Source organism: Gordonia sp. VNK21 (assembly GCF_046098115.1).
Lineage (GTDB): Bacteria > Actinomycetota > Actinomycetes > Mycobacteriales > Mycobacteriaceae > Gordonia.
This window is the reverse complement of the sequence record NZ_JBJURU010000001.1, coordinates 475,325-494,319: the sequence shown is the minus strand read 5'-3', so window position 1 is coordinate 494,319 and position 18,995 is coordinate 475,325. Positions and strand designations below refer to the sequence as shown.

Genomic DNA, 18,995 nt, shown 5'->3' with positions numbered 1-18,995 from the left:
GAGGAGAGCGACCAATGAGTTAGGGTGTCCTCAGTATCCGGCGAAGGAGGCGCACGTGACCGATGGGGCCGCATTCGATCACCTCATCCACTGGGTGGACGACCTGGAGTCGGCCACGGCCGGCTACGACGCCCTCGGGCTGACCACGCATGCGGCGGTCACCCTGCCCGGGTTCCGCAACGCCGCGTGGGGGATCGACGACGAGCGGTACGTGGAACTGGCCGTCGTCGACGACTGGGATGCGGTGACCCGCTCGAAGTATGCGCGTGGCATCGAACTCCTGACCCCGGCGATCGATCGGCTCGGCGGTCCCGGCCTGCTCACCTTCGGTGTGGACGTGCCCGATGCGCGGGCGACCGCGGAGGAGTTGCGGGCCGTCGGCCGCGACGTGGTGGTCGACGAGGTGTGGTTCGAGGACCGGAACGGCGGTTTCGTCGAGGTGTACGTCCGGGACGCGCCGAGCTACTTCCCGTTCTTCATCACCTATCAGCCGCCGAGGGTGGAACTGGCCCGGATGCGTGCCGAACATCGTGCGGAGCAGGGGCTCACCCGCCCTCCGGACGCGCCGGATCTGGTGGCGCTGCTCGCCCGCAGCCCGGCGCCGCAGGACGAGGCATCGATCGCCGGCATCACCGTGCTGCCCGCTTGAACCCGTCCCGACGGCGGCCGCCTCAGGAATTTCGGCACAGAAGTGTGCACGGGGTGCGTACTTCGGTACCGAACTTCTCGTCGGGCCGGGGAGTGAGTTTGGCGACAGCCGCCGGACCGGGCGGACGGCGCCCCCGGCAGGACTCGAACCTGCGACCTAGGGATTAGAAGGCCCTTGCTCTATCCACCTGAGCTACGGAGGCGTGCCCCGGCAGCGGCCGAGGACGGGAGTGAGTATATCCCGACCTAGAGTGGACACCATGAGTACGACGACCTCGCGCGCGGCGGCGGCAGCCGATCGCGACAGCCTGCGAGATCCGTCGGGACCGAGAGCACTGCTGATCGCGACGGCGATCGTGGTGGGCGCGGTGGCGGCGATCATCGCGACCGCCGCATCCGCGGCGACCGCGCTGAAGCTGACCGGCGTTCCCGACCCCGGATGGACCACCACCTACGGACTGCCGGTGATGACCGTGGCGGGGCAGCTGTTCGCGGCGGTGGGCTTCGGCAGCGCGATCTTCGCGGCCTTCTTCGTCCCGCCGCAGGAGGACGGTCAGCTCGACGCGGGCGGGTACCGGGCACTGCGCTGGGCGTCGACCGCCATGGTCGGCTGGTCGGTCTGTGCGCTGGCCCTGATCCCGCTGAAGATCTCCCAGGCCACAGGGCATCCGCTCAGTGAGAACCTCAGCCCGCAGGTCATCACCACCGCGTACAGCCAGGTGGCCGAATGCCGGTACTGGATGTGGACCGCGATCTTCGCGATCATCGCCGCGATCATCGCGCGGGCCGCGATGCGCTGGGGCTGGACGCTGGTCACCCTGCTCTTCGGCTTCCTGTCGCTGATGCCGCCGGCGCTGGCCGGGCACTCGTCGGCCGGCGGCTCGCACGATGTGGGCACCAACAGCCTGATCCTGCACATCGTGGCCGCAGCGGTGTGGACCGGCGGCCTGGTCGCCGTCCTCGCCTACGCCTTCGCCGGCGGACGCTGGCGGGTGCTGGCGCTGCGCCGCTATTCGCGGGTGGCGTTCTGGTGCCTGATCGTCGTCGCGGCCAGCGGTGTGCTCAATGCGCTGGTCCGGATGGACTTCGAGCAGCTGTTCAGCACCACCTACGGTGCGATCGTGCTGGCCAAGACGGCGGCACTGGTGATCGCCGGCGTGATCGGCGGGGTGCACCGCCGCTACACCCTGCGCGAGGTGGAGGCCGCCGAGAACCCCCGCCGCTCCCTGTTCGTCCGGTTCGCCGCCGTGGAGACGATGGTCTTCGCGATCGCCTTCGGACTGGCGGCCGCCCTCTCCGGCACGCCGCCCCCGGTCCTGGCCACCGCCGACGTCACCCAGGTGGAGCTGAAGGTGGGCTACCGGCTCGACGGCCCGCCCACACTGGCCCGGCTGGCCCTGGACTGGCGCTTCGATCTGATCTTCGGCACCTTCGCGGTGGTTGCCGCGATCGTCTACCTGCGCGGCGTGTGGCGGCTGCACCGGCGCGGCGATGCCTGGCCGGTGGGCCGGACGATCGCCTGGCTGCTCGGCTGTGCGACGCTGCTGATCGCCACCTCGTCAGGGCTCGGGCGCTATTCGCCGGCCGTCTTCAGCGTGCACATGATGGGCCACATGATGCTCTCCATGCTGGTGCCGGTGCTGATGGTGCTCGGCGGGCCGATCACCCTGGCGCTGCGGACCATCCCGCCGGCCGGCCGCGGCGCACCGCCCGGTCCGCGCGAGTGGATCCTCGACATCATTCACAGCAAGTACTCCCGGTTCATCACGCACCCGGCCATCGCCGTGACTCTCTTCGTCGGGAGCTTCTACGTGCTGTATCTGGGCGGGCTGTTCGAGAACATCGTCGACAACCACTCGGCGCATCTGCTGATGAACCTGCACTTCCTGGTGAGCGGCTACCTCTTCTACTGGCTGGTGATCGGTATCGATCCGGCCCCGCGCACCATCCGGCCGGTCGCCAAACTCGGGATCGTCTGGGGATCGCTGCCCTTCCACGCCTTCTTCGGGGTGGCGCTGATGATGACCTCGGGCATCATCGCCGAGCAGTGGTATCGCGGGCTGGACCTGCCGTGGCATACCGACCTAGCCCACGACCAGACCGTCGGCGGCGGCATAGCCTGGGCCACCGGCGAGTTCCCGCTCATGGTGGTGATGCTCGCGCTGCTGGTGCAGTGGCAGCGGCACGACACCCGCGAGGCCAAGCGCTTCGACCGGCGTGAGGAGCGCGACGAGGACGCCGAACTCGAGGCCTACAACGCCATGCTCGCGGAGATGAACGCTCCGGCCACCACCGCGGTCCCCGCCGGTGCGGACACCGCTGCCGAGTCCGGCGCTACCGGGGAATCGGCCGACGGGGCCGGTGCGACGGACGGACGGTCCTCACCCGGCCGCTGACGCTCCTGCGCCGCCGGCCGGACCGTCGGCGGGGCCGGACCGCAAGCGGCTCCGCCGACGGCTGTGGACAACCCCGGCCCCGGAGCGCCGTCGTCCACATTCGGCTCGGCCGGCCGCCACCGGGTCCGTCTGTCCGTCACGCTCGTAGAACCATCAGCGCGAGCGAGGAGCCGACATGTTCGAGACCTATACGACCGTCACTGGGCGCGTGATCACCGATCCGCGGCATCACCAGACAGCCGCCGGCGGCGAGGTGCTGAGCTTCCGGGTGGCCTGCCACTCCCGGCGGCTGGACCGGGAGACCGGGCAGTGGGCCGACGGGCCGACGCTGTTCCTGACGGTGTCCTGCTGGCGCCGGCTGGCCGCGGCCGCGGCCGGGGTGATCGTCAAGGGGTCGCCGATCATCGCGCGCGGCTCCCTGCGCACCAACGAGTACCAGAGCGCCGACGGTGCGCGGCGCAGCGACCTGGAGATGACGGCCACCTCGCTGGGACTGGACCTGAACCATCCGGCCGGTGAGCGGAGTACGGCCGACGCGGCCGGTGGGAACGGCGGGCCGGGGGAGGCGGCACCGGTCTGGGGACAGCCGCCGAACGACGAGGCGGGTGCGGGCGCGGCCGAGCCGGTGGTGCCGCTGGGCGCCGAACCGCCGCCCGACGACGCCGTGGCCTGAACGGGTGCGGAGACGGGGCCGGTGGCCGGGCGGATCGGGTCAGGCGGCGGCGATGGGGGAGAGCCGGTAGTGCGCGAATCCTGAGACGTCGAGCATGTTCTGGCCGAGCAGCTCGAGCTGCCGGTGGAAACCGTCGCGCAGGCGGGTCATGACGGCGCTGCCGATCAGGGCGGCGCGGTGCAGCTGGCGGCGCATGAAGGCGGTGACGCGCTTGGCCCAGGTGAACTCGGTGGACAGGGCGCCGAGACCGAGGAAGAAGGTGGCCCAGCCCGGTCCGGGGATGGGCAGCGGAATCATCGCCAGTCCGGCGAGGACCAGCACGCCGCCGACGGTGCCGACGAGGAGGCGGTAGGCCTGGTTGGCGAGCGGGTTCTGGCGGATCGCATAGCGCTTCTTCCGATGCCAGACCTTCAGTCGCAGCCGCATGCCGTGAGTGCCTTCCGTCGGGGCCGGGTTCATCGCGCTGTGTCAGCCGTGTCGAAGGATCAACGGGCGGGCACCGGCGAGCGGTTCCCAGTGTGACACATGACACCCCGGTTCGCCCGTTCGGGCGCGCCGGTGCGGAATCTGCCCAGGACGCGATCACAAGAGACGGACATATCGGACATGCCTCCGAAGGGTGTGACGCAGTGGGTGCCACTCCGCCTTATTAGGGAAGGCTCAATTCTGTTAGCCTCACCTAATTATCGCAGGGTGACGGCGTGTGAGGCGCCGCGAAGTGAGACGGAGGCTGTGTCGGTGAAGGTGTGCGTGGTGGGTGCGGGTCCGTCTGGTCTGACCACGATCAAGCAGCTGCTCGATGAGGGCCACGAGGTGGTCTGCTTCGACAAGAACGCCGACCTCGGCGGCATCTGGTACCGCCACGACGGTGACGCCGACCAGATGAAGGCCTTCGACAATCTGTACCTGACGGTGTCGATGAAGCTGATGGTCTACTCGGACTTCCCGCACCGCGGCGACCGGGTCTTCTACACCCGCGCGCAGTATCTGGACTACCTGCGCGAGTACGCGCGGCGCTTCGGGCTCGCCGGGCACATCCGGTACGGCAGCCCGGTGACCGACCTCAAGCGCACCGGCAGCGGCTGGACGGTGACCGTCGACAACGGCGGCCCGGCGCCGCACATCGAAGACTTCGACGCGGTGGCGGTGTGCACCGGCCCGTTCCGGACCCCGAATACGGCGATCCCCGAACTCGCCGGCTTCACCGGTGAGGTGGTGCATTCGGCGCAGTACCGCAACAACGAGCCGTTCCGCGGCAAGCGGGTGCTGGTCGTGGGCCTCGCCGAATCCGGCGCCGACATCGTCCGGGAGATCGGCGACGTGGCCTCCGAGTGCACCCTGGCCATCCGCTCGCGCAGCTTCCTGCTGCCGCGGCTGTCCGACGGGGTGCGCACCACCGACCACGGCACCGTCCGCTCCCACCAGCACGAGATGCTGCGGCGGGCCACCGACGTGCCCCTCGAGTACGACACCTTCTGGGGGCGCAGCCGCATCGCCAAGGGCATCTTCATCGGGACCTCGATGCTCTACGGTGCCGCGACCACGGCGGTCGCCGTGCTCCGGCACAAACTCCGCGGCGCACCGGAGGTGACCACCGAGACCGGGCTCAATCCGTTCCAGCAGCCCATCGAACCGACCATGCTCGATCTGGACACCCCGGCCACCGAGGAGAACATCGAGTACATCCGGAACTGGAACCGCGCCTCCCATCCGGACGGCAGCTGGACGCAGAAGGCGATCTTCAGCAAGAACGTCACCTTTGTGCCGCACCTGGTCTCGGGCCGGATCGCGCTCAACGACGCCGGAATCGCGAGCGCCGACGGCACCACCGTCCGGTTCAAGGACGGGCAGAGCGCCGACTTCGACATGGTGATGCTGTGCACCGGTTTCACCCGGGACTTCACCATCGGCGACCTGTCGATCGAGGACGGCAATGTCCGGAACCTGTACAAGCACTTCCTGCACCCGGATCACGCCGGCACCGCGGCTTACATCGGTCTGGTGCGGCCGTTCTCCGGCGGCATCCCGATCTGTGCGGAGATGCAGGCTCGATACTTCGCCCGTGTGCTCAGCGGCGAGCTCAGCCCGCCCCGCGACCTCGGCCAGCGCATCGAACGCGACCGGCTGTGGGAGGAGTACTGGACCTCGCTCAGCCCCACCCACACCGAGGCCATTCCGGCGCAGGTGCTCTACCTCGACTCGCTGGCCAGCGAGATCGGCTGCCTGATGCCGTGGTGGAAGATGGTGCTCAATCCCAAGCTGTTCATCCAGCTGTGGTTCGGGGCCTTCAACCAGTCCAGCTACCGGCTGGTCGGACCGCACAACCTGGGGCAGGCCGCCTACGACGACCTGTACTCCGAACCGGTCGCCAACCGGCGCTTCGTGGCCTGGGACATGTCGGTGCTGGCGCTGATGCCGCCGTCGGTGCATCCCGAACACCTGATGTGACAGGCGGCGATCGGTCGGTATGACTACCGTGCTCGCCGGCGCCGAACCCGAGCCGGTGCCCTTCATCGGCTCCGAGGCGCTGCTGGTGCTCCTGGTCCAGCTGGCCGTGTTGCTGGCCGCGGCGGTGGCCGCCGGAGCGCTGGCCCGGCGGATCGGGGTGCCCGCCGTGGTCGGCGAACTGCTGGCCGGTGTGCTCCTGGGACCGTCGCTGCTCGGCCACGCCTGGCCGGCCGCCGAGCGCTGGCTGTTCCCCTCGGATCCGGCGCAGCAGAATCTGGCCGACGCGATCGGCCAGCTCGGGGTGATCCTGCTGGTCGGCCTGGCCGGGGCGGAGGTCGACATCGGTTTCGTACGCCGTCAGCGCCGGGTGGTCGCCTCGATCAGCGTGTTCGCCTTCATCATCCCGTTCGCGGCCGGAGTCGGTGCGGCACTGCTGATTCCGGCGAGTATGCGGGTCGACGGCGCCTCGACGGCGGCGCTGGCGATGATGATGGGCACCGCTCTGTCGGTCAGCGCGATTCCGGTGATCGCCAAGATCCTCGCCGAGATGGGCTACCTGCACCGCAACGTCGGCCAGTTCATTCTGGCGTCGGCCTCGGCCAACGACGCCTTCGCCTGGATCCTGCTCTCGATCACCGCCTCACTGGCCACCGTCGGTGTGCGGACCGGCGACATCGCCGTGTCGATCGGTGCCACCGTCGGCGTCTTCCTGGTGGGGCTGCTCATCCTGCGACCACTGGTGCGTCCGCTGCTCGACCGGTGCGAACGGGCCGCGCCGGCGGTACTGATCCCGGTGTGCACCGTGCTCATTCTGGCGGCGGCCGCCCTCACCCAGGCCCTCGGTCTCGAAGCGATCCTGGGCGCCTTCGTGGCCGGTCTGATCATCGGCCCGCGGACACCGGCGCTGATCGGTCCGCTCACCACGGTCACCATGGCGGTGCTGGTGCCGGTCTTCCTGGCGACGGCCGGTCTGCGGGTGGATCTGACGCTGCTCGCCGATCCGGTGATCGCCGCGGTCGCCGTGGGCACGGTGGCCGCCGCAGCGGTCAGCAAGTTCACCGGTGCGTACCTGGGCGCCCGGCTGGCCCGGCAGACCCGTTGGGAGGCCGCCGCCATCGGAGCGGGACTCAATTCGCGCGGTGCCGTCGAGATCGTGATCGCGATGACCGGCCTGCGGATCGGGGTGCTGTCGGCCGGCGCCTACACGGTGGTGGTGATCGTCGCGATCGCCACGTCGATCATGGCACCACCGCTGCTGAAGCGGGCCATGCGCCAGCTGACCGCCACCGAGGAGGAACTCGTCCGCCAGGAACTGCGCACTCCGGTCTGACGGTGGGCCGAGTCTGACGGTGGGCCGACGGACGGGTGGCGTCGCCCGGAACGGCGGCGGGGCCGGGTCCGTACGACCCGGCCCGCCGCGGTGGCTCCGCCGGCGCCGATCGCGCCGGACCTCGATCAGCCGGCGTAGGTCGGCAGCAGCGCGTCCTCGGCGATGGGCGAGTAGTGGGAGGCGTCGCCGACCAGGATCCGGCTCGACCGGCCGTCCACGCTCACCGGGACGTCGCCGGCGAGGGTGATGCGGTGCAGTTTGCGGTCGTGACCGCCGAAGTCGGCGATGCCGTAGTGCTCGGTGGCGCGGTTGTCCCAGATGGCCACGTCACCCGGCCGCCAGGCCCAGCGGAAGGTGTTCTCCAGCTTGGTGATACGCGACTGGAAGAGAGCGAACAGGTCGGCGAACTCGCTCGACTTGAGGCCCTCGAACTCGGTGGCGAAGTGACCGAGCAGCAGTGCGCGCTCCCCGGTGAGCGGGTGGACGCGCACCACCGGGTGCAGCGTGCGGTACTGGGAGCTGGTGAACTCCTGGTAGTACTCGCGGCGGCCCGCAGTGCGCTCGTTCCCGCTCACGGACTCGCCGGCGGTGGCGTAGTCGTAGTCGTTGGTGTGCACCGCCCACAGCCGGTCGGCCAGCGCGCGCAACGGTTCCGGCAGCTGCTCGTAGGCGGCGACGGTCGACGCCCAGGTGGTGGCGCCCCCGTACGGGGGCAGGGTGACCGCCCGCAGGATCGACGCCTGCGGGATGCGGTCGACGAAGCTGACGTCGGTGTGCCAGCTGTTGGCCGCTCCCTCGATGGTCAGCAGCTGGTCCCCGCGCGAGGTCACGGTCGGGTGCGGCGCGGTGGGGGTGCCGAGACGCCGGGCGAAGGCGTACTGACCGGCATCGTCGAGGTGGTCCTGGCCGGTGAAGACGATGGCCTTGTGCAGCGCCAGCGCCAGCCGGACGGCCTCGACCTGCTCGGCCGGCAGCTCGCCGGACAGTTCGACGCCGCCGATGCGGGCGCCGATGTTCTCGCCGAGCTTCTCGACCAGGATTCCGGCCTCGGCGAAGACCTCGCGGGCCGCGCTCTCGCGGTCGGTACGGTTCTCGATCTGGGTGAGAGTCATCAGGTGACCTTTCTGTGTGGAGTGTCGTGGTGATCTCGGGTGTGTGCCTGAATACAACTGCGAACCGCGGCCTGCGGCGACCGTTGTGATCGTCCTGGGTTCAACTCACGCCGGGCGCAATCGCACAGCCGCGACGGATCAGTCGGCCTGGAGCTCGGCCAGCTCGTCGATCTCGCGCCGGACGATCTCGGGCACCCGGACGGTGCCGGGGCGGTAGCGAACGGCCACCAGCGACGGACCGAAGGCGAACACGCCGCGCCGGGCCCGCAACTGCGGATCCACCGGTCCCCGGGCGTCGAGACCGACGGTGATCCCGGTCCACGGCGCCATACCCACCAGCTGAACCTGCCCGCGGAGAGCGGCCAGCCGTGTCCACTCGTCGCCGCTCCGTACCGAGACGGTGTAGTCCCAGCGCAGTTCGGGTGAGGCCAGTGCCTGCAGACGGATCTCGTCGACCGACTCGGGCAGCGGCGCATCGACCCGGGCGATCCGGCCGTAGCCGTTGTGCACCAAGTGGATCCGGCCGTCCTCGACGAACAGCAGATAGCCGCCCTGGACGTCGCCGTGCGAGACGATCACCCCATCGTGGCCGGGCCGCCAGCCGTTCAGCTCGGCGGTGACCTCGAAGTCGCGGTAGGCGATCAGCCGGCTCGAGCGATACCGCTCGAGGGTCGGCGTGCCCGCCAGAATCCGCACCGGATCGGCGTAGCTCTGCTCCTGCGGCCGGCGTCGGATCTGATCGGCGACCGAGTCGAAGAGCGGGAAGACGGTGTTGTGCCAGGCCGCACGGTCCCAGGCCTGCGCGAGCTCAGTGACCAGCTCGGGGAACTGGCCGGCCAGGTCGTGGGTCTCGGCCGGGTCGGTGCGCACGTCGTAGAGCTCCCAGCGCGGATCGTCGACGGTCTCGGGACTGCGGTGGCGTGACAGCAGCTTCCAGCCGTCCCGGTAGAAGCCGCGGTGACCGCCGAACTCCGCGTACTGCTCGCGGTGCGGGGAGTCGATCTTCCGGTCACGCAGGACTTCGGCGATCGAGACGCCGTCCCGGGGCTGTGCGGGCCGGCCGTGCCGGGTCGGCGGAGTGGGCACTCCGGCCAGTTCGAGCAGCGTCGGTGCCAGGTCGGTGACATAGGAGAACTGCCGCCGCACGCCCGAGTCGCCGTCGTCGCGGGCCAGACCGGCGGGCCACGACAGCACGAACGGCACGCGCACCCCGCCGGCGAAGGTCTGCCCCTTGTAGAAGCGGAACGGGGTGTTCGATGCCTGCCCCCAGCCGCGCGGATAGTGCACACCCAGGGCGGCCGAGCCGATGAGCTCCTCGTCGTGAGGGACGTCGCGCTCCCAGTCCGGCGGAACCGGTCCGTGCACGAACTGCGAAAAGTACGAACGGGTTCCGGTCGCACCGCCCTCCGCGGTCCCGCCGTTGTCGGAGGTGAACACGATGATCGTGTCGTCCAGTTCGCCGAGTTCGGTGAGGGTGTCGACGATCCGGCCCAGCGACTGATCGACGCTGTCGACCATCGCCGCATAGACCTCCTGATAGCGCTGATAGCGGCGCTGCTCGTCCTCGGTCAGCGATGCCCACTCGGGGGCGTCGTAGCCCGGCTCGGTGTTCCGTTCGGCGATCGGGGTGCCCGGATCGAACAGCCCGCTCTGCACCTGCCGCTCGAAGCGCCGGCGGCGCACCTCGTCCCAGCCCTGCGCGTACTTTCCGCGATAGCGGGCCAGATCCTCGTCCTTGACCTGGTGCGGGCCGTGCATCGCGATGTGGGCGAAGTACAGGAAGAAGGGCTTGTCGGGCTGCTGGGCCCGCAGCCCCTTGATCTGCCGGATCGCGCGGTCGGTCAGATCGTCGGTGACGTAGTAGTCCTCCGGATACTCGGTGACGTCGACCGGAGAGTTGTCCGCGGTCAGCTGATTGGGGTGGAAGAACGAGTTCAGACCCTCGAGGGAGCCGTAGTAGGAGTCGAAGCCGCGCTGCAGCGGCCATGATTTACGGGTCCGTCCGGGACCGAGGTCGGCGTCGCGCACCAGATGCCACTTGCCGACGGCGAAGGTGGCATAGCCGCTCTCCCGGAGGATCTCCGGCAGGGTGAGCACGTCGTCGGCGAGTTCGAGCCGCAGACCCGGGAAGCCGGGGTCGGAGTTGGCCACCGAGCCGAAGCCCGCCCGATGCGGGTTCAGGCCGGTCAGCAGGGCGGCGCGGGCCGGGGAGCACACCGGAGTGGTGTGGTAGTTGCTCAGCCGGTAGCCGGCGGAGGCCAGCCGGTCCAGATTCGGGGTGGAGATCTCGCTGCCGAACGGACCGATGTCGGCGTAGCCCATGTCGTCGACCAGCACCACGATGATGTTCGGGGCCTTCTCCGGTGGCTGTGGCTGCTCCGGCCACCACGGCTGCGACTGTGAACTGGTGCGGGCGGCCACACCGCCGAAATCGTCGTAGCCGCGGGCATAGGGCGGTGGGGTGGAAGACATCCGGACGGACTCCATCGATCGGGGGCGGGAGACGATGTGCCGCGGTCGTTGCGGGGCACGGCTGAGCACATTGCTCCGCCCGCAGGGCAGTGTCACCGGTTCGATTCACCGCGATGAAAATCCTTCTGCCGGAGGCCGGTCCGGCGGAGTATTGCCCACCATGCCCGGTCCGACGGCGGCCGGTGCACGGCCCGGTGAACTCGTCACAGCCATGCCGGCCCCAGTCCCGCCCAGCCCAGAAGGAACTCCCGACCATGCAGTCACGACGACTCCGCCACCTCGTGGTGCTCGCCCTTGCCGCGCTGCTGACCGTCGCCGCCACCGGTTGCGAGTCCGCGGTGGCGCGGCAGGCGGCCCCGGCCACCAGCCTCGCGCCCGGTGAGCCGGCCCCGCGCGGCGGCACCCTGCGAGTGGGGGTGCTCGGCGACCTGCAGCCGAAGACTCTCCTGCAGATCGGTACCTCGCCGGCCAACGGTCAGCTGCTGGCCAACGTCTTCGACACCCTCGTCACCTACGACCGCGACGATCTGACCCCGCAGCCGGCGCTGGCCACCTCGTGGGAGCTCGCCCCGGACGGACGGTCGCTGACCCTGCAGCTGCGGCGCGACGTGCACTTCCACGACGGCCGCCCCTTCGTCTCCGCCGATGTGGAGTCCTCGATCCGGGCGTATCTGGACGATTCGTGGAACCCGCAGTTCAAGCGGACCGCGGCGGCGGTGACCGGCTTCGACACCAGTGATCCGCACACGGCGGTACTGCGCTTCGAGCATCCGCTCAGCAACGTCTTCGATCTTCTCTCGGTGGCGCCGATCATCGACGGGAACACCTTGCCGCAGTTGCAGGCCGGGACCGAGTTCAACGGCACCGGCCCGTTCCGGTTCTCCGGCTGGCGGCCGAAGTCGCAGGTGCAGCTGGTCCGCAACGACGCCTACTGGGGCGGTCCGCCGCCGTTGGACGGTGTCGATCTGGTGGTGGTCTCCGACGAGCAGTCGGCGTACTCACGGCTGCGCACCGGCCAGCTGGACGTGGCCACCAGCCTCTCGTATCACGACCAGGAACTCGCGACCAGCCGGTACGGGTTCACCGACGTCACCTTCACCGGCGCCGAAGGCGCCACCTACGTGGGCGTCAACCTCACGAACCCCGCACTGAGCGATGTCCGGGTCCGTAAGGCGATCGCGCTGGCCATCGACCGCGACCGCATCATCACCGACGTCTACCGCGGCAGCGGCTACGTCTCCAACCTGCCGTGGCCGCAATCGTCGCCGGCCTTCGAGCCGCGCGGGACGAGCACCTACGGCCGGGACCTGGACCGGGCCCGGAAGCTGCTCGCCGAACACGGCCCGGTGCCCGAGCTGACGATCGACTACTCGACCAGCGGGACCTACGGCATCGTCGCCGAGATCGTGCAGTCGAATCTGGCCGACATCGGGCTGGACGTGAAGCTGGTCCCGAACGACTACACCCAGCAGACCGGCAAGCTCATCGCCGGCTCCTTCGACGGGCTATGGGTCCTCGAGCACGGCTTCGCGCAGTTCACCCCGTCGACGTTGGCGGTCTCCGCCTACCCGTTCAACGCCGCGAAGAACAGCTCCAACTACTCCAACCAGCGATACAGCGACGCCGCCACGGCGGCATGGGTGGCACCCACGCCCACCTCCGCGACCGCCACGGCGGCGTACCGGGAGCTCAACGACCGCTACCTCGCCGACCTGTTCCTCATCGAGATCGGCGTGACGATTCCCAAGATCGCGGCCGCACCGTCGGTCGGTGCGATCACCTGGGACAAGATCAGCCGGCTCCACCTGGCGAAGACCTATCTGACCAGCAACCGAAACGACTGACACATGACCGGATATCTGCTGCGCCGCCTGCCGACCGCCCTGGTGGTCCTGGTGGTGGCCTCCCTGCTCATCTTCGCCATCCTCCGCTGGGTCCCCGGCGGTCCCGAATCGGCGCTGGCCGGTCCGGACGCCGGCCCGGAGCAGCTCGCTGCCATCCGGGCCGACCTGGGGCTCGACCGCGGCTTCTTCACCCAGTACGTCGACTGGCTCGGCGGTGTGCTGACCGGCGACTTCGGCCGCAGTTACCAGGTGGGCGGGTCGATCAGCTCGCTGATCGGTTACGGCCTGACCAACACCCTGGTACTGACCGGAACCGCGCTGCTGGTGGCGCTGGTGCTGGCTGCGGCGCTCAGCCTGACCGCGGTACTGGTCGACAACAAGGTCGTGCACGCCGTGCTGACGGTGATCAACGCCGCGGCGATCGCGCTGCCCACCTTCGTCGTCGGGACGCTGGCGATCCTGGTCTTCGGGGTGCACCTGCGGCTGCTTCCGGCCGGCGGCACCCCGCCCGACGGCTTCACCGACAGCCTGCAGATCAGTGCGCAGTACCTGCTGCTGCCCGCGGTCACCCTGGGCCTCCCGGCCGGGGCGCTGCTGGCCCGCTTCCTCACCGAGGCGCTGCACACCGAACTGGCTCAGCCGTATGCGACCACCGCGCGGTCGCTGGGCATCGGCCGGCGCCGGGTGGTGCTGTCGACGGCCCTGCGCAATGCGCTGCCGCCCACCCTCACCGCGCTGGGGCTGACGGTCGGCGGTCTGCTCGGCGGCGCCGTCCTGGTGGAGGCGATCTTCGGCTGGCCCGGGCTCGGGCTGCTCACCCAGGAGGGGATCTTCGCCCGCGACTATCCGCTGGTGCAGGTGCTGATCCTGCTGTCGGTGACTGTCTTCGTACTCATCCAGCTCGCGGCCGATGTGCTGCACGCCTGGCTCGACCCCCGAATCCGATTGGCAGGACAGTGATGACACGTTCGGACCTCCATCAGGGCGGCGCGGCCGCCGGGAACATCGCCGCCGCCGCAGCGCCGGACTCCGCCGCCCGCCGCGGCGCCGAAGAGATCGCACCCGGACTGCTGCCGGAGTCGCCGGCCGACCGCAACCGGTCACGCACCCGGACCCCGCTGTGGCGCAGCCTGGTCACCGGGACCGGGGCACTGGGCACCGGGCTGGTGCTGCTGGTGGTGCTGCTCGGCCTGTTCGCCCCGGTGCTGGCGCCCTACGGTCCCGAGCAGCAGCTCGACGGCGCGTATCTGCTCAACCCGAGCTGGACGCACTGGTTCGGCACCGACGATCTGAACCGCGATGTGCTCTCCCGCGTGCTCTACGGGATCCGGGTGGATCTGCTCATCGTCTTCACCGCCGTGCCGATCGGCGCGGCGATCGGCACCCTCGCCGGCCTGGTGACGGTCGGACATCCGGTCAGCGACGTCCTGGCGCAGCGCGTCTTCGACGTCATCCTGGCGTTCCCGGCGCTGATCCTCGGTATCGCCCTGACCGCGATTCTGGGCCCGAGTGGCTTCACGGTGGCACTGGTGATCGCACTGGCCGAGATCCCCATCTTCGCCCGCCTCACCCGCACCGCGGTGCTGCGCGTCCGCGAACAGCCGTACGTGGAGGCCGCCCGAGTCAGCGGCGCGGGACCGATCCGCATCCTGGCCCGGCACGTACTGCCGAATTCGGTTGAGGCCCTGGGTGTGCAGTTCGCTCTGTCGCTGTCGCTGGCCGTCTTCCTCGACGGTGCGCTCAGCTTCCTGGGCGTCGGCGTTCCGGCACCCACCCCGACGCTCGGCGCCATCCTGGCGGCCGGAAACGGCTATCTGGAGACCAATCCGTGGTTCGCCGTGGCGCCGCTGCTGGTGATCTCGCTGCTGGTGCTCGGCTTCTATCTGATCGCCCAGGCGATCTCACGTTCGAGGAGGATCTGATGACCGACGACACTTCCGGGCAGCCACCGGCCCTGGCGGTCGACGACCTGTGGGTGCGGTTCGACTACCCGCGGCCGGCGGTGGCCGGCATCTCGCTGACCGTCCCGCGCGGGCGGATCGTCGCCCTGGTGGGCGAATCCGGCTCCGGGAAGTCGATGACTGCGCGTGCGGCCATCGGGCTGCTGCCGCGCGGGGCCGAGGCCACCGGCTCGGTGAAGGTGGACGGCGTGGAGGTGCTCGGCCGCAGCGAACGCGAGCTCGACGCCGTCCGCGGTGACCGGGTCGCGATGATCTTCCAGGAGCCGCAGACCGCCCTGAACCCGGGACGCACCGTCGGCTGGCAGCTCGCGCAGGCGCTGCGCGCCCATCGCCGGGTGTCGCGGTCCCGTGCCCGTGCCCAGGCCGTCGAACTGCTGGAGCTGGTCGAGATCGACGATGCCGCGACCAAGGTCGACCACTATCCGCACCAGCTCTCCGGCGGTCAGCGGCAGCGGGTGGTGATCGCGCTGGCGCTGGCGAACGATCCGGTGCTGCTGCTGGCCGACGAACCGACCACCGCCCTGGACGTCCAGGTGCAGCGGGAGATCCTCGATCTGCTGGCCCGGCTGCGGGACCGGACCGGCGCGGGGATTCTGCTGATCACCCACAACCTGGGCGTGGTGGCCGACATCGCCGACGAGGTGGTCGTGGTGCAGCTGGGCGAGACCGTCGAGCGCGGCGACGTCTACCGGGTCTTCGCCGAACCGGCAGATCCGTACACCCGGCAGCTGCTGGCCGCCGTACCCCGGCTGCCCGAGCCCGGCGACGACCCGCGCGCGACGGAGCTCGCCCCGGTCACCGTCGGCCGTGAGACGGCCGGCCCGGAGGAGCCGGTCCGGGCGGACCCGGTCCCGGCCCTGCTCGTCGACGACGTGACCGTGACTCATCCGGGCCGGTTCGGCCGTCGCGGCGCGGTGGCGCTCTCGGCGGTGTCGTTGAGCGTCGCACCCGGCCGGGTACTCGGCGTGGTGGGGGAGTCCGGCTCCGGGAAGACCACGCTGGGCCGGGCCATCGGCGGACTGCTGCCGGTCACGGCCGGCCGGATCGCGGTGGCCGGTCAGGACGTGACCGGTGCATCCCGCGGTGAGCTGCGCCGGCTGCGGCGCCGGATCGCCTTCGTGCCGCAGGATCCGGCGGCCTCCCTGGATCCGCGGTTCACAGTGGCCCAGTCGATCGCCGAACCGCTGGTCATCGCCCATCTCGGCGGCCGCGACGAGCGCGTCGACGAACTGCTCGACGCCGTGCAGTTGCCCCGCAGCTTCGCGGGCCGGCTGCCGCACGAGCTCTCCGGCGGGCAGCGGCAGCGGGTGGCCCTGGCACGGGCGCTGGCCACCGGACCGGAGCTGCTGATCGCCGATGAGCCGACCAGTGCACTCGACGTCTCGGTTCAGGCGCGCGTCCTGGAACTGTTCGCCGACCTGCAGCGCGACCTGGGCTTCGCCGCGCTGTTCATCAGCCACGACCTGGCCGTCGTCGAGCAGGTCTCCGACGAGGTGGTGGTGCTGCGTGCGGGACAGGTGGTCGAAGCCGGTCCCGCCGCGTCCGTGCTGTCGTCGCCGGCCGACGAGTACACCCGCGAGCTGGTGGCGGCCGTGCCGTACCCGGATCCGGTGCTCCAGCGCGCACGCCGGGAGGCCCTGGCGGGCGCCCGGCGGTGACACGGACGAAGCCTCCGGTCTGCTGTGCCTTCGACTGGTAGCGTCGGGCACGTTGTTACCCCGCTCACATCGAGCGGCACTCGACCACATCACCGAGAAGCAGCGAGCCGAAGCAGCACCGAGCAGAACAGGGAAGGGCACAGTCATGGCCGAGATCACCGTAGAGAAGACCTTCCCCGTCGATGCCGCCACCGTGTGGGGCGTCGTGGGCGACCCGGCCGGCATCGCAGACTGGGCCCCCGCGATCGGCCAGGCGCGCGTCGACGACGACGGTATCCGTCACCTGGTCTTCGCCGACGGTCAGCCGGCCCGTGAACGCATTGTGGCGCATAGTGATTCGGATCGGTCCTACACCTATCAGTACCTCGACGGACCGCTGCCGCTGGAACGGTACGAGTCCACCATCACCGTGACCGAGGTGGACGGAGGGTCGCACCTGGTGTGGTCGGCACAGTTCGGCGCCGCCTCACCGGAGGTCGAGGCCGAGCTGCAGACCGGAATCTCCGAGATCTATTCGTCGGCGGTCGAGAGCGTCCATGCCCGGCTGTCCGCCGGCTGACGGAAGACGCTCCCGCGGCGCCGCGATCCGACGATCGCGGCGCCGTCGTCGCCCGGTGGCCCTGGTGAGCGGTGACACTCGCTAGGCTGGTGTCATGCGGTCTGCGCCGGTGCGCAACGCCTGTGCGCCGGCCGGCCAGTACACACACGTGTCCCGCACCTGTACCCGAATCCGACCCGGTGGGATGTCTGCCGAGGTAGAGAGGCTTTGACTGTGGCTGAGTTCATTTACACCATGAAGAAGGTGCGCAAGGCGCACGGCGACAAGGTCATTCTCGACGACGTCACCATGTCGTTCTACCCGGGCGCCAAGATCGGCGTGGTGGGCCCGAACGGCGCGGGCAAGTCGTCGATCCTCAAGATCATGGCCGGCCTGGATCAGCCGAGCAACGGCGAGGCCTTCCTCGATCCGGAGGCCACCGTCGGCATCCTGCTGCAGGAGCCGCCTCTGAACGAGGACAAGACGGTCAAGGAGAACGTTCTCGAGGGCATGGGCGAGATCGCCGAGAAGCTGGCCCGCTACAACGAGATCGCCGAGCTGATGGCGACCGACTACTCCGACGAACTGATGGAGGAGATGGGCAAGCTCCAGGAGGACCTGGACAACGCCGACGCCTGGGACATCGACAGCCAGATCGAGCAGGCGATGGACGCGCTGCGCTGCCCGCCCGGCGACTCACCGGTGACTCATCTCTCCGGCGGTGAGCGCCGACGGGTGGCGCTGGCCAAGCTGCTGCTGAGCAAGCCGGATCTGCTGCTGCTCGACGAGCCCACCAACCACCTCGACGCGGAGTCGGTGCTCTGGCTCGAGCAGTTCCTGTCCACGTACCCGGGCGCCGTCCTCGCCGTCACCCACGACCGCTACTTCCTCGATCACGTGGCGCAGTGGATCTGTGAGGTCGACCGCGGCAAGCTGCACCCGTACGAGGGCAACTACTCGACCTACCTGGAGAAGAAGGCCGAGCGTCTGGAAGTCCAGGGCAAGAAGGACCAGAAGCTGCAGAAGCGGCTCAAGGAGGAACTCGCCTGGGTCCGCTCGGGAGCCAAGGCCCGGCAGACCAAGAACAAGGCCCGCCTGGACCGCTACGAGGAGATGGCGGCCGAAGCCGAGAAGCACCGCAAGCTCGACTTCGAGGAGATCCAGATCCCCACGCCGCCGCGCCTGGGCAATGTGGTGGTCGAGGCCGAGCATCTGAGCAAGGGCTTCGACGATCGGGTGCTGATCAAGGACCTGTCGTTCACTCTGCCGCGCAACGGCATCGTCGGCGTGATCGGCCCCAACGGTGTCGGCAAGACGACCCTGTTCAAGACCATCGTCGGCCTCGAGGAGCCGGACTCGGGCACCGTCAAGGTGGGCGAGACCGTCAAGCTCAGCTACGTCGACCAGAACCGCGCCAACATCGACCCGAAGAAGTCGGTGTGGGAGGTGGTCTCCGACGGCCTGGACTTCATCGAGGTGGGCCAGAACGAGATGCCCTCACGCGCCTACCTGAGCGCCTTCGGCTTCAAGGGCTCCGACCAGCAGAAGCCCTCGGAGGTGCTCTCCGGCGGTGAGCGCAACCGGCTGAACCTGGCGCTGACCCTCAAAGAGGGCGGCAACCTGATCCTGCTCGACGAGCCGACCAACGACCTGGACGTGGAGACCCTCAGCTCCCTGGAGAACGCGCTCACCGAGTTCCCGGGCTGCGCCGTGGTGATCTCGCACGATCGCTGGTTCCTGGACCGGACCTGTACCCACATCCTGGCCTGGGAGGGCAACGTCGCCGAGGGGCAGTGGTTCTGGTTCGAGGGCAACTTCGAGGCCTACGAGGCCAACAAGATCGAGCGCCTCGGTGCCGAGGCCGCCCGCCCGCATCGGGTGACCCACCGCAAGCTCACCCGCGACTGATCGCAGC

14 protein-coding genes and 1 tRNA gene are annotated in these 18,995 nt (G+C 69.7%); 11 read left to right on the top strand and 4 right to left on the bottom strand.

Annotation, left to right across the window (positions count from 1 at the left end; translation table 11 throughout):
• The first annotated feature begins 55 nt into the window (after nt 1-55).
• On the top strand, nt 56-649 hold the full coding sequence (locus ACJMNC_RS02460) for a VOC family protein (protein ID WP_408946349.1): 594 nt from the start codon (nt 56-58) through the stop codon (nt 647-649).
• 128 nt (nt 650-777) lie between these two features.
• On the opposite strand, the gene ACJMNC_RS02455 is transcribed toward ACJMNC_RS02460, so the two are convergent.
• Nucleotides 778-851, bottom strand: a tRNA-Arg gene (locus tag ACJMNC_RS02455).
• A gap of 57 nt (nt 852-908) precedes the next feature.
• Here ACJMNC_RS02455 and ACJMNC_RS02450 point away from each other — a divergent pair.
• Nucleotides 909-3,044, top strand: coding sequence for a cytochrome c oxidase assembly protein (locus tag ACJMNC_RS02450; RefSeq protein WP_408946348.1), 2,136 nt, complete (start codon nt 909-911; stop codon nt 3,042-3,044).
• A gap of 175 nt (nt 3,045-3,219) precedes the next feature.
• Nucleotides 3,220-3,717 carry a single-stranded DNA-binding protein gene (locus ACJMNC_RS02445; protein WP_408946347.1) on the top strand — a complete coding sequence of 166 codons (498 nt, stop codon included), beginning with the start codon at nt 3,220-3,222 and terminating at the stop codon, nt 3,715-3,717.
• 39 nt (nt 3,718-3,756) lie between these two features.
• On the opposite strand, the gene ACJMNC_RS02440 is transcribed toward ACJMNC_RS02445, so the two are convergent.
• On the bottom strand, nt 3,757-4,143 hold the full coding sequence (locus ACJMNC_RS02440; RefSeq protein WP_408946346.1) for a PGPGW domain-containing protein: 387 nt from the start codon (nt 4,141-4,143) through the stop codon (nt 3,757-3,759).
• A 312-nt stretch (nt 4,144-4,455) separates the two neighbouring features.
• Between ACJMNC_RS02440 and ACJMNC_RS02435 the strand changes: the two genes are divergently transcribed.
• Both ACJMNC_RS02435 and ACJMNC_RS02430 read left to right on the top strand, forming a co-directional pair.
• The gene (locus ACJMNC_RS02435; protein ID WP_408946468.1) at nt 4,456-6,165 is read left to right on the top strand and encodes a flavin-containing monooxygenase; all 1,710 of its coding nucleotides are present in this window, start codon (nt 4,456-4,458) and stop codon (nt 6,163-6,165) included.
• Between the two features lie 19 nt (nt 6,166-6,184).
• Nucleotides 6,185-7,495, top strand: a complete 1,311-nt coding sequence (locus tag ACJMNC_RS02430) for a cation:proton antiporter (RefSeq protein WP_408946345.1) — start codon at nt 6,185-6,187, stop codon at nt 7,493-7,495.
• Between the two features lie 125 nt (nt 7,496-7,620).
• On the opposite strand, the gene ACJMNC_RS02425 is transcribed toward ACJMNC_RS02430, so the two are convergent.
• Together ACJMNC_RS02425 and ACJMNC_RS02420 are read right to left on the bottom strand one after the other, a co-directional pair.
• Nucleotides 7,621-8,607, bottom strand: coding sequence for a TauD/TfdA dioxygenase family protein (locus ACJMNC_RS02425; RefSeq protein ID WP_408946344.1), 987 nt, complete (start codon nt 8,605-8,607; stop codon nt 7,621-7,623).
• A gap of 138 nt (nt 8,608-8,745) precedes the next feature.
• On the bottom strand, nt 8,746-11,079 hold the full coding sequence (locus tag ACJMNC_RS02420) for a sulfatase-like hydrolase/transferase (RefSeq protein WP_408946343.1): 2,334 nt from the start codon (nt 11,077-11,079) through the stop codon (nt 8,746-8,748).
• Nucleotides 11,080-11,333: 254 nt separating this feature from the next.
• Here ACJMNC_RS02420 and ACJMNC_RS02415 point away from each other — a divergent pair, with 254 nt between their 5' ends.
• The 6 genes from ACJMNC_RS02415 (at nt 11,334) to ettA (ending at nt 18,988) form a co-directional block, all read left to right on the top strand.
• Entirely contained in the window at nt 11,334-12,923 is a 1,590-nt protein-coding gene (locus ACJMNC_RS02415) for an ABC transporter substrate-binding protein (protein WP_408946342.1), read from the top strand.
• Nucleotides 12,924-12,926: 3 nt separating this feature from the next.
• Entirely contained in the window at nt 12,927-13,883 is a 957-nt protein-coding gene (locus tag ACJMNC_RS02410; RefSeq protein ID WP_408946341.1) for an ABC transporter permease, read from the top strand.
• A complete protein-coding gene (locus ACJMNC_RS02405) occupies nt 13,883-14,845 on the top strand; it encodes an ABC transporter permease (protein ID WP_408946340.1) in 963 nt (320 codons plus the stop codon). Before ACJMNC_RS02410 ends, ACJMNC_RS02405 begins: the two co-directional genes overlap by 1 nt.
• A complete protein-coding gene (locus tag ACJMNC_RS02400; protein WP_408946339.1) occupies nt 14,845-16,542 on the top strand; it encodes a dipeptide ABC transporter ATP-binding protein in 1,698 nt (565 codons plus the stop codon). Before ACJMNC_RS02405 ends, ACJMNC_RS02400 begins: the two co-directional genes overlap by 1 nt.
• 145 nt (nt 16,543-16,687) lie before the next feature.
• On the top strand, nt 16,688-17,101 hold the full coding sequence (locus ACJMNC_RS02395) for an SRPBCC family protein (protein WP_408946338.1): 414 nt from the start codon (nt 16,688-16,690) through the stop codon (nt 17,099-17,101).
• A gap of 213 nt (nt 17,102-17,314) precedes the next feature.
• Nucleotides 17,315-18,988: an energy-dependent translational throttle protein EttA gene (gene ettA, locus ACJMNC_RS02390; RefSeq protein WP_408946337.1), complete on the top strand. Its 1,674-nt coding sequence runs from the start codon at nt 17,315-17,317 to the stop codon at nt 18,986-18,988.
• Nucleotides 18,989-18,995: the final 7 nt, after the last annotated feature.

Bases quoted from the DNA above. Each gene is read 5' to 3' on its own strand.
- ACJMNC_RS02450 (WP_408946348.1), top strand. From the start codon at position 909: ATGAGTACGACGACCTCGCGCGCGGCGGCGGCAGCCGATCGCGACAGC.
- ACJMNC_RS02445 (WP_408946347.1), top strand. From the start codon at position 3,220: ATGTTCGAGACCTATACGACCGTCACTGGGCGCGTGATCACCGATCCG.
- ACJMNC_RS02440 (WP_408946346.1), bottom strand. From the start codon at position 4,143: ATGCGGCTGCGACTGAAGGTCTGGCATCGGAAGAAGCGCTATGCGATC.
- ACJMNC_RS02430 (WP_408946345.1), top strand. From the start codon at position 6,185: ATGACTACCGTGCTCGCCGGCGCCGAACCCGAGCCGGTGCCCTTCATC.
- ACJMNC_RS02425 (WP_408946344.1), bottom strand. From the start codon at position 8,607: ATGACTCTCACCCAGATCGAGAACCGTACCGACCGCGAGAGCGCGGCC.
- ACJMNC_RS02420 (WP_408946343.1), bottom strand. From the start codon at position 11,079: ATGTCTTCCACCCCACCGCCCTATGCCCGCGGCTACGACGATTTCGGC.
- ACJMNC_RS02415 (WP_408946342.1), top strand. From the start codon at position 11,334: ATGCAGTCACGACGACTCCGCCACCTCGTGGTGCTCGCCCTTGCCGCG.
- ACJMNC_RS02410 (WP_408946341.1), top strand. From the start codon at position 12,927: ATGACCGGATATCTGCTGCGCCGCCTGCCGACCGCCCTGGTGGTCCTG.
- ACJMNC_RS02405 (WP_408946340.1), top strand. From the start codon at position 13,883: ATGACACGTTCGGACCTCCATCAGGGCGGCGCGGCCGCCGGGAACATC.
- ACJMNC_RS02400 (WP_408946339.1), top strand. From the start codon at position 14,845: ATGACCGACGACACTTCCGGGCAGCCACCGGCCCTGGCGGTCGACGAC.
- ACJMNC_RS02395 (WP_408946338.1), top strand. From the start codon at position 16,688: ATGGCCGAGATCACCGTAGAGAAGACCTTCCCCGTCGATGCCGCCACC.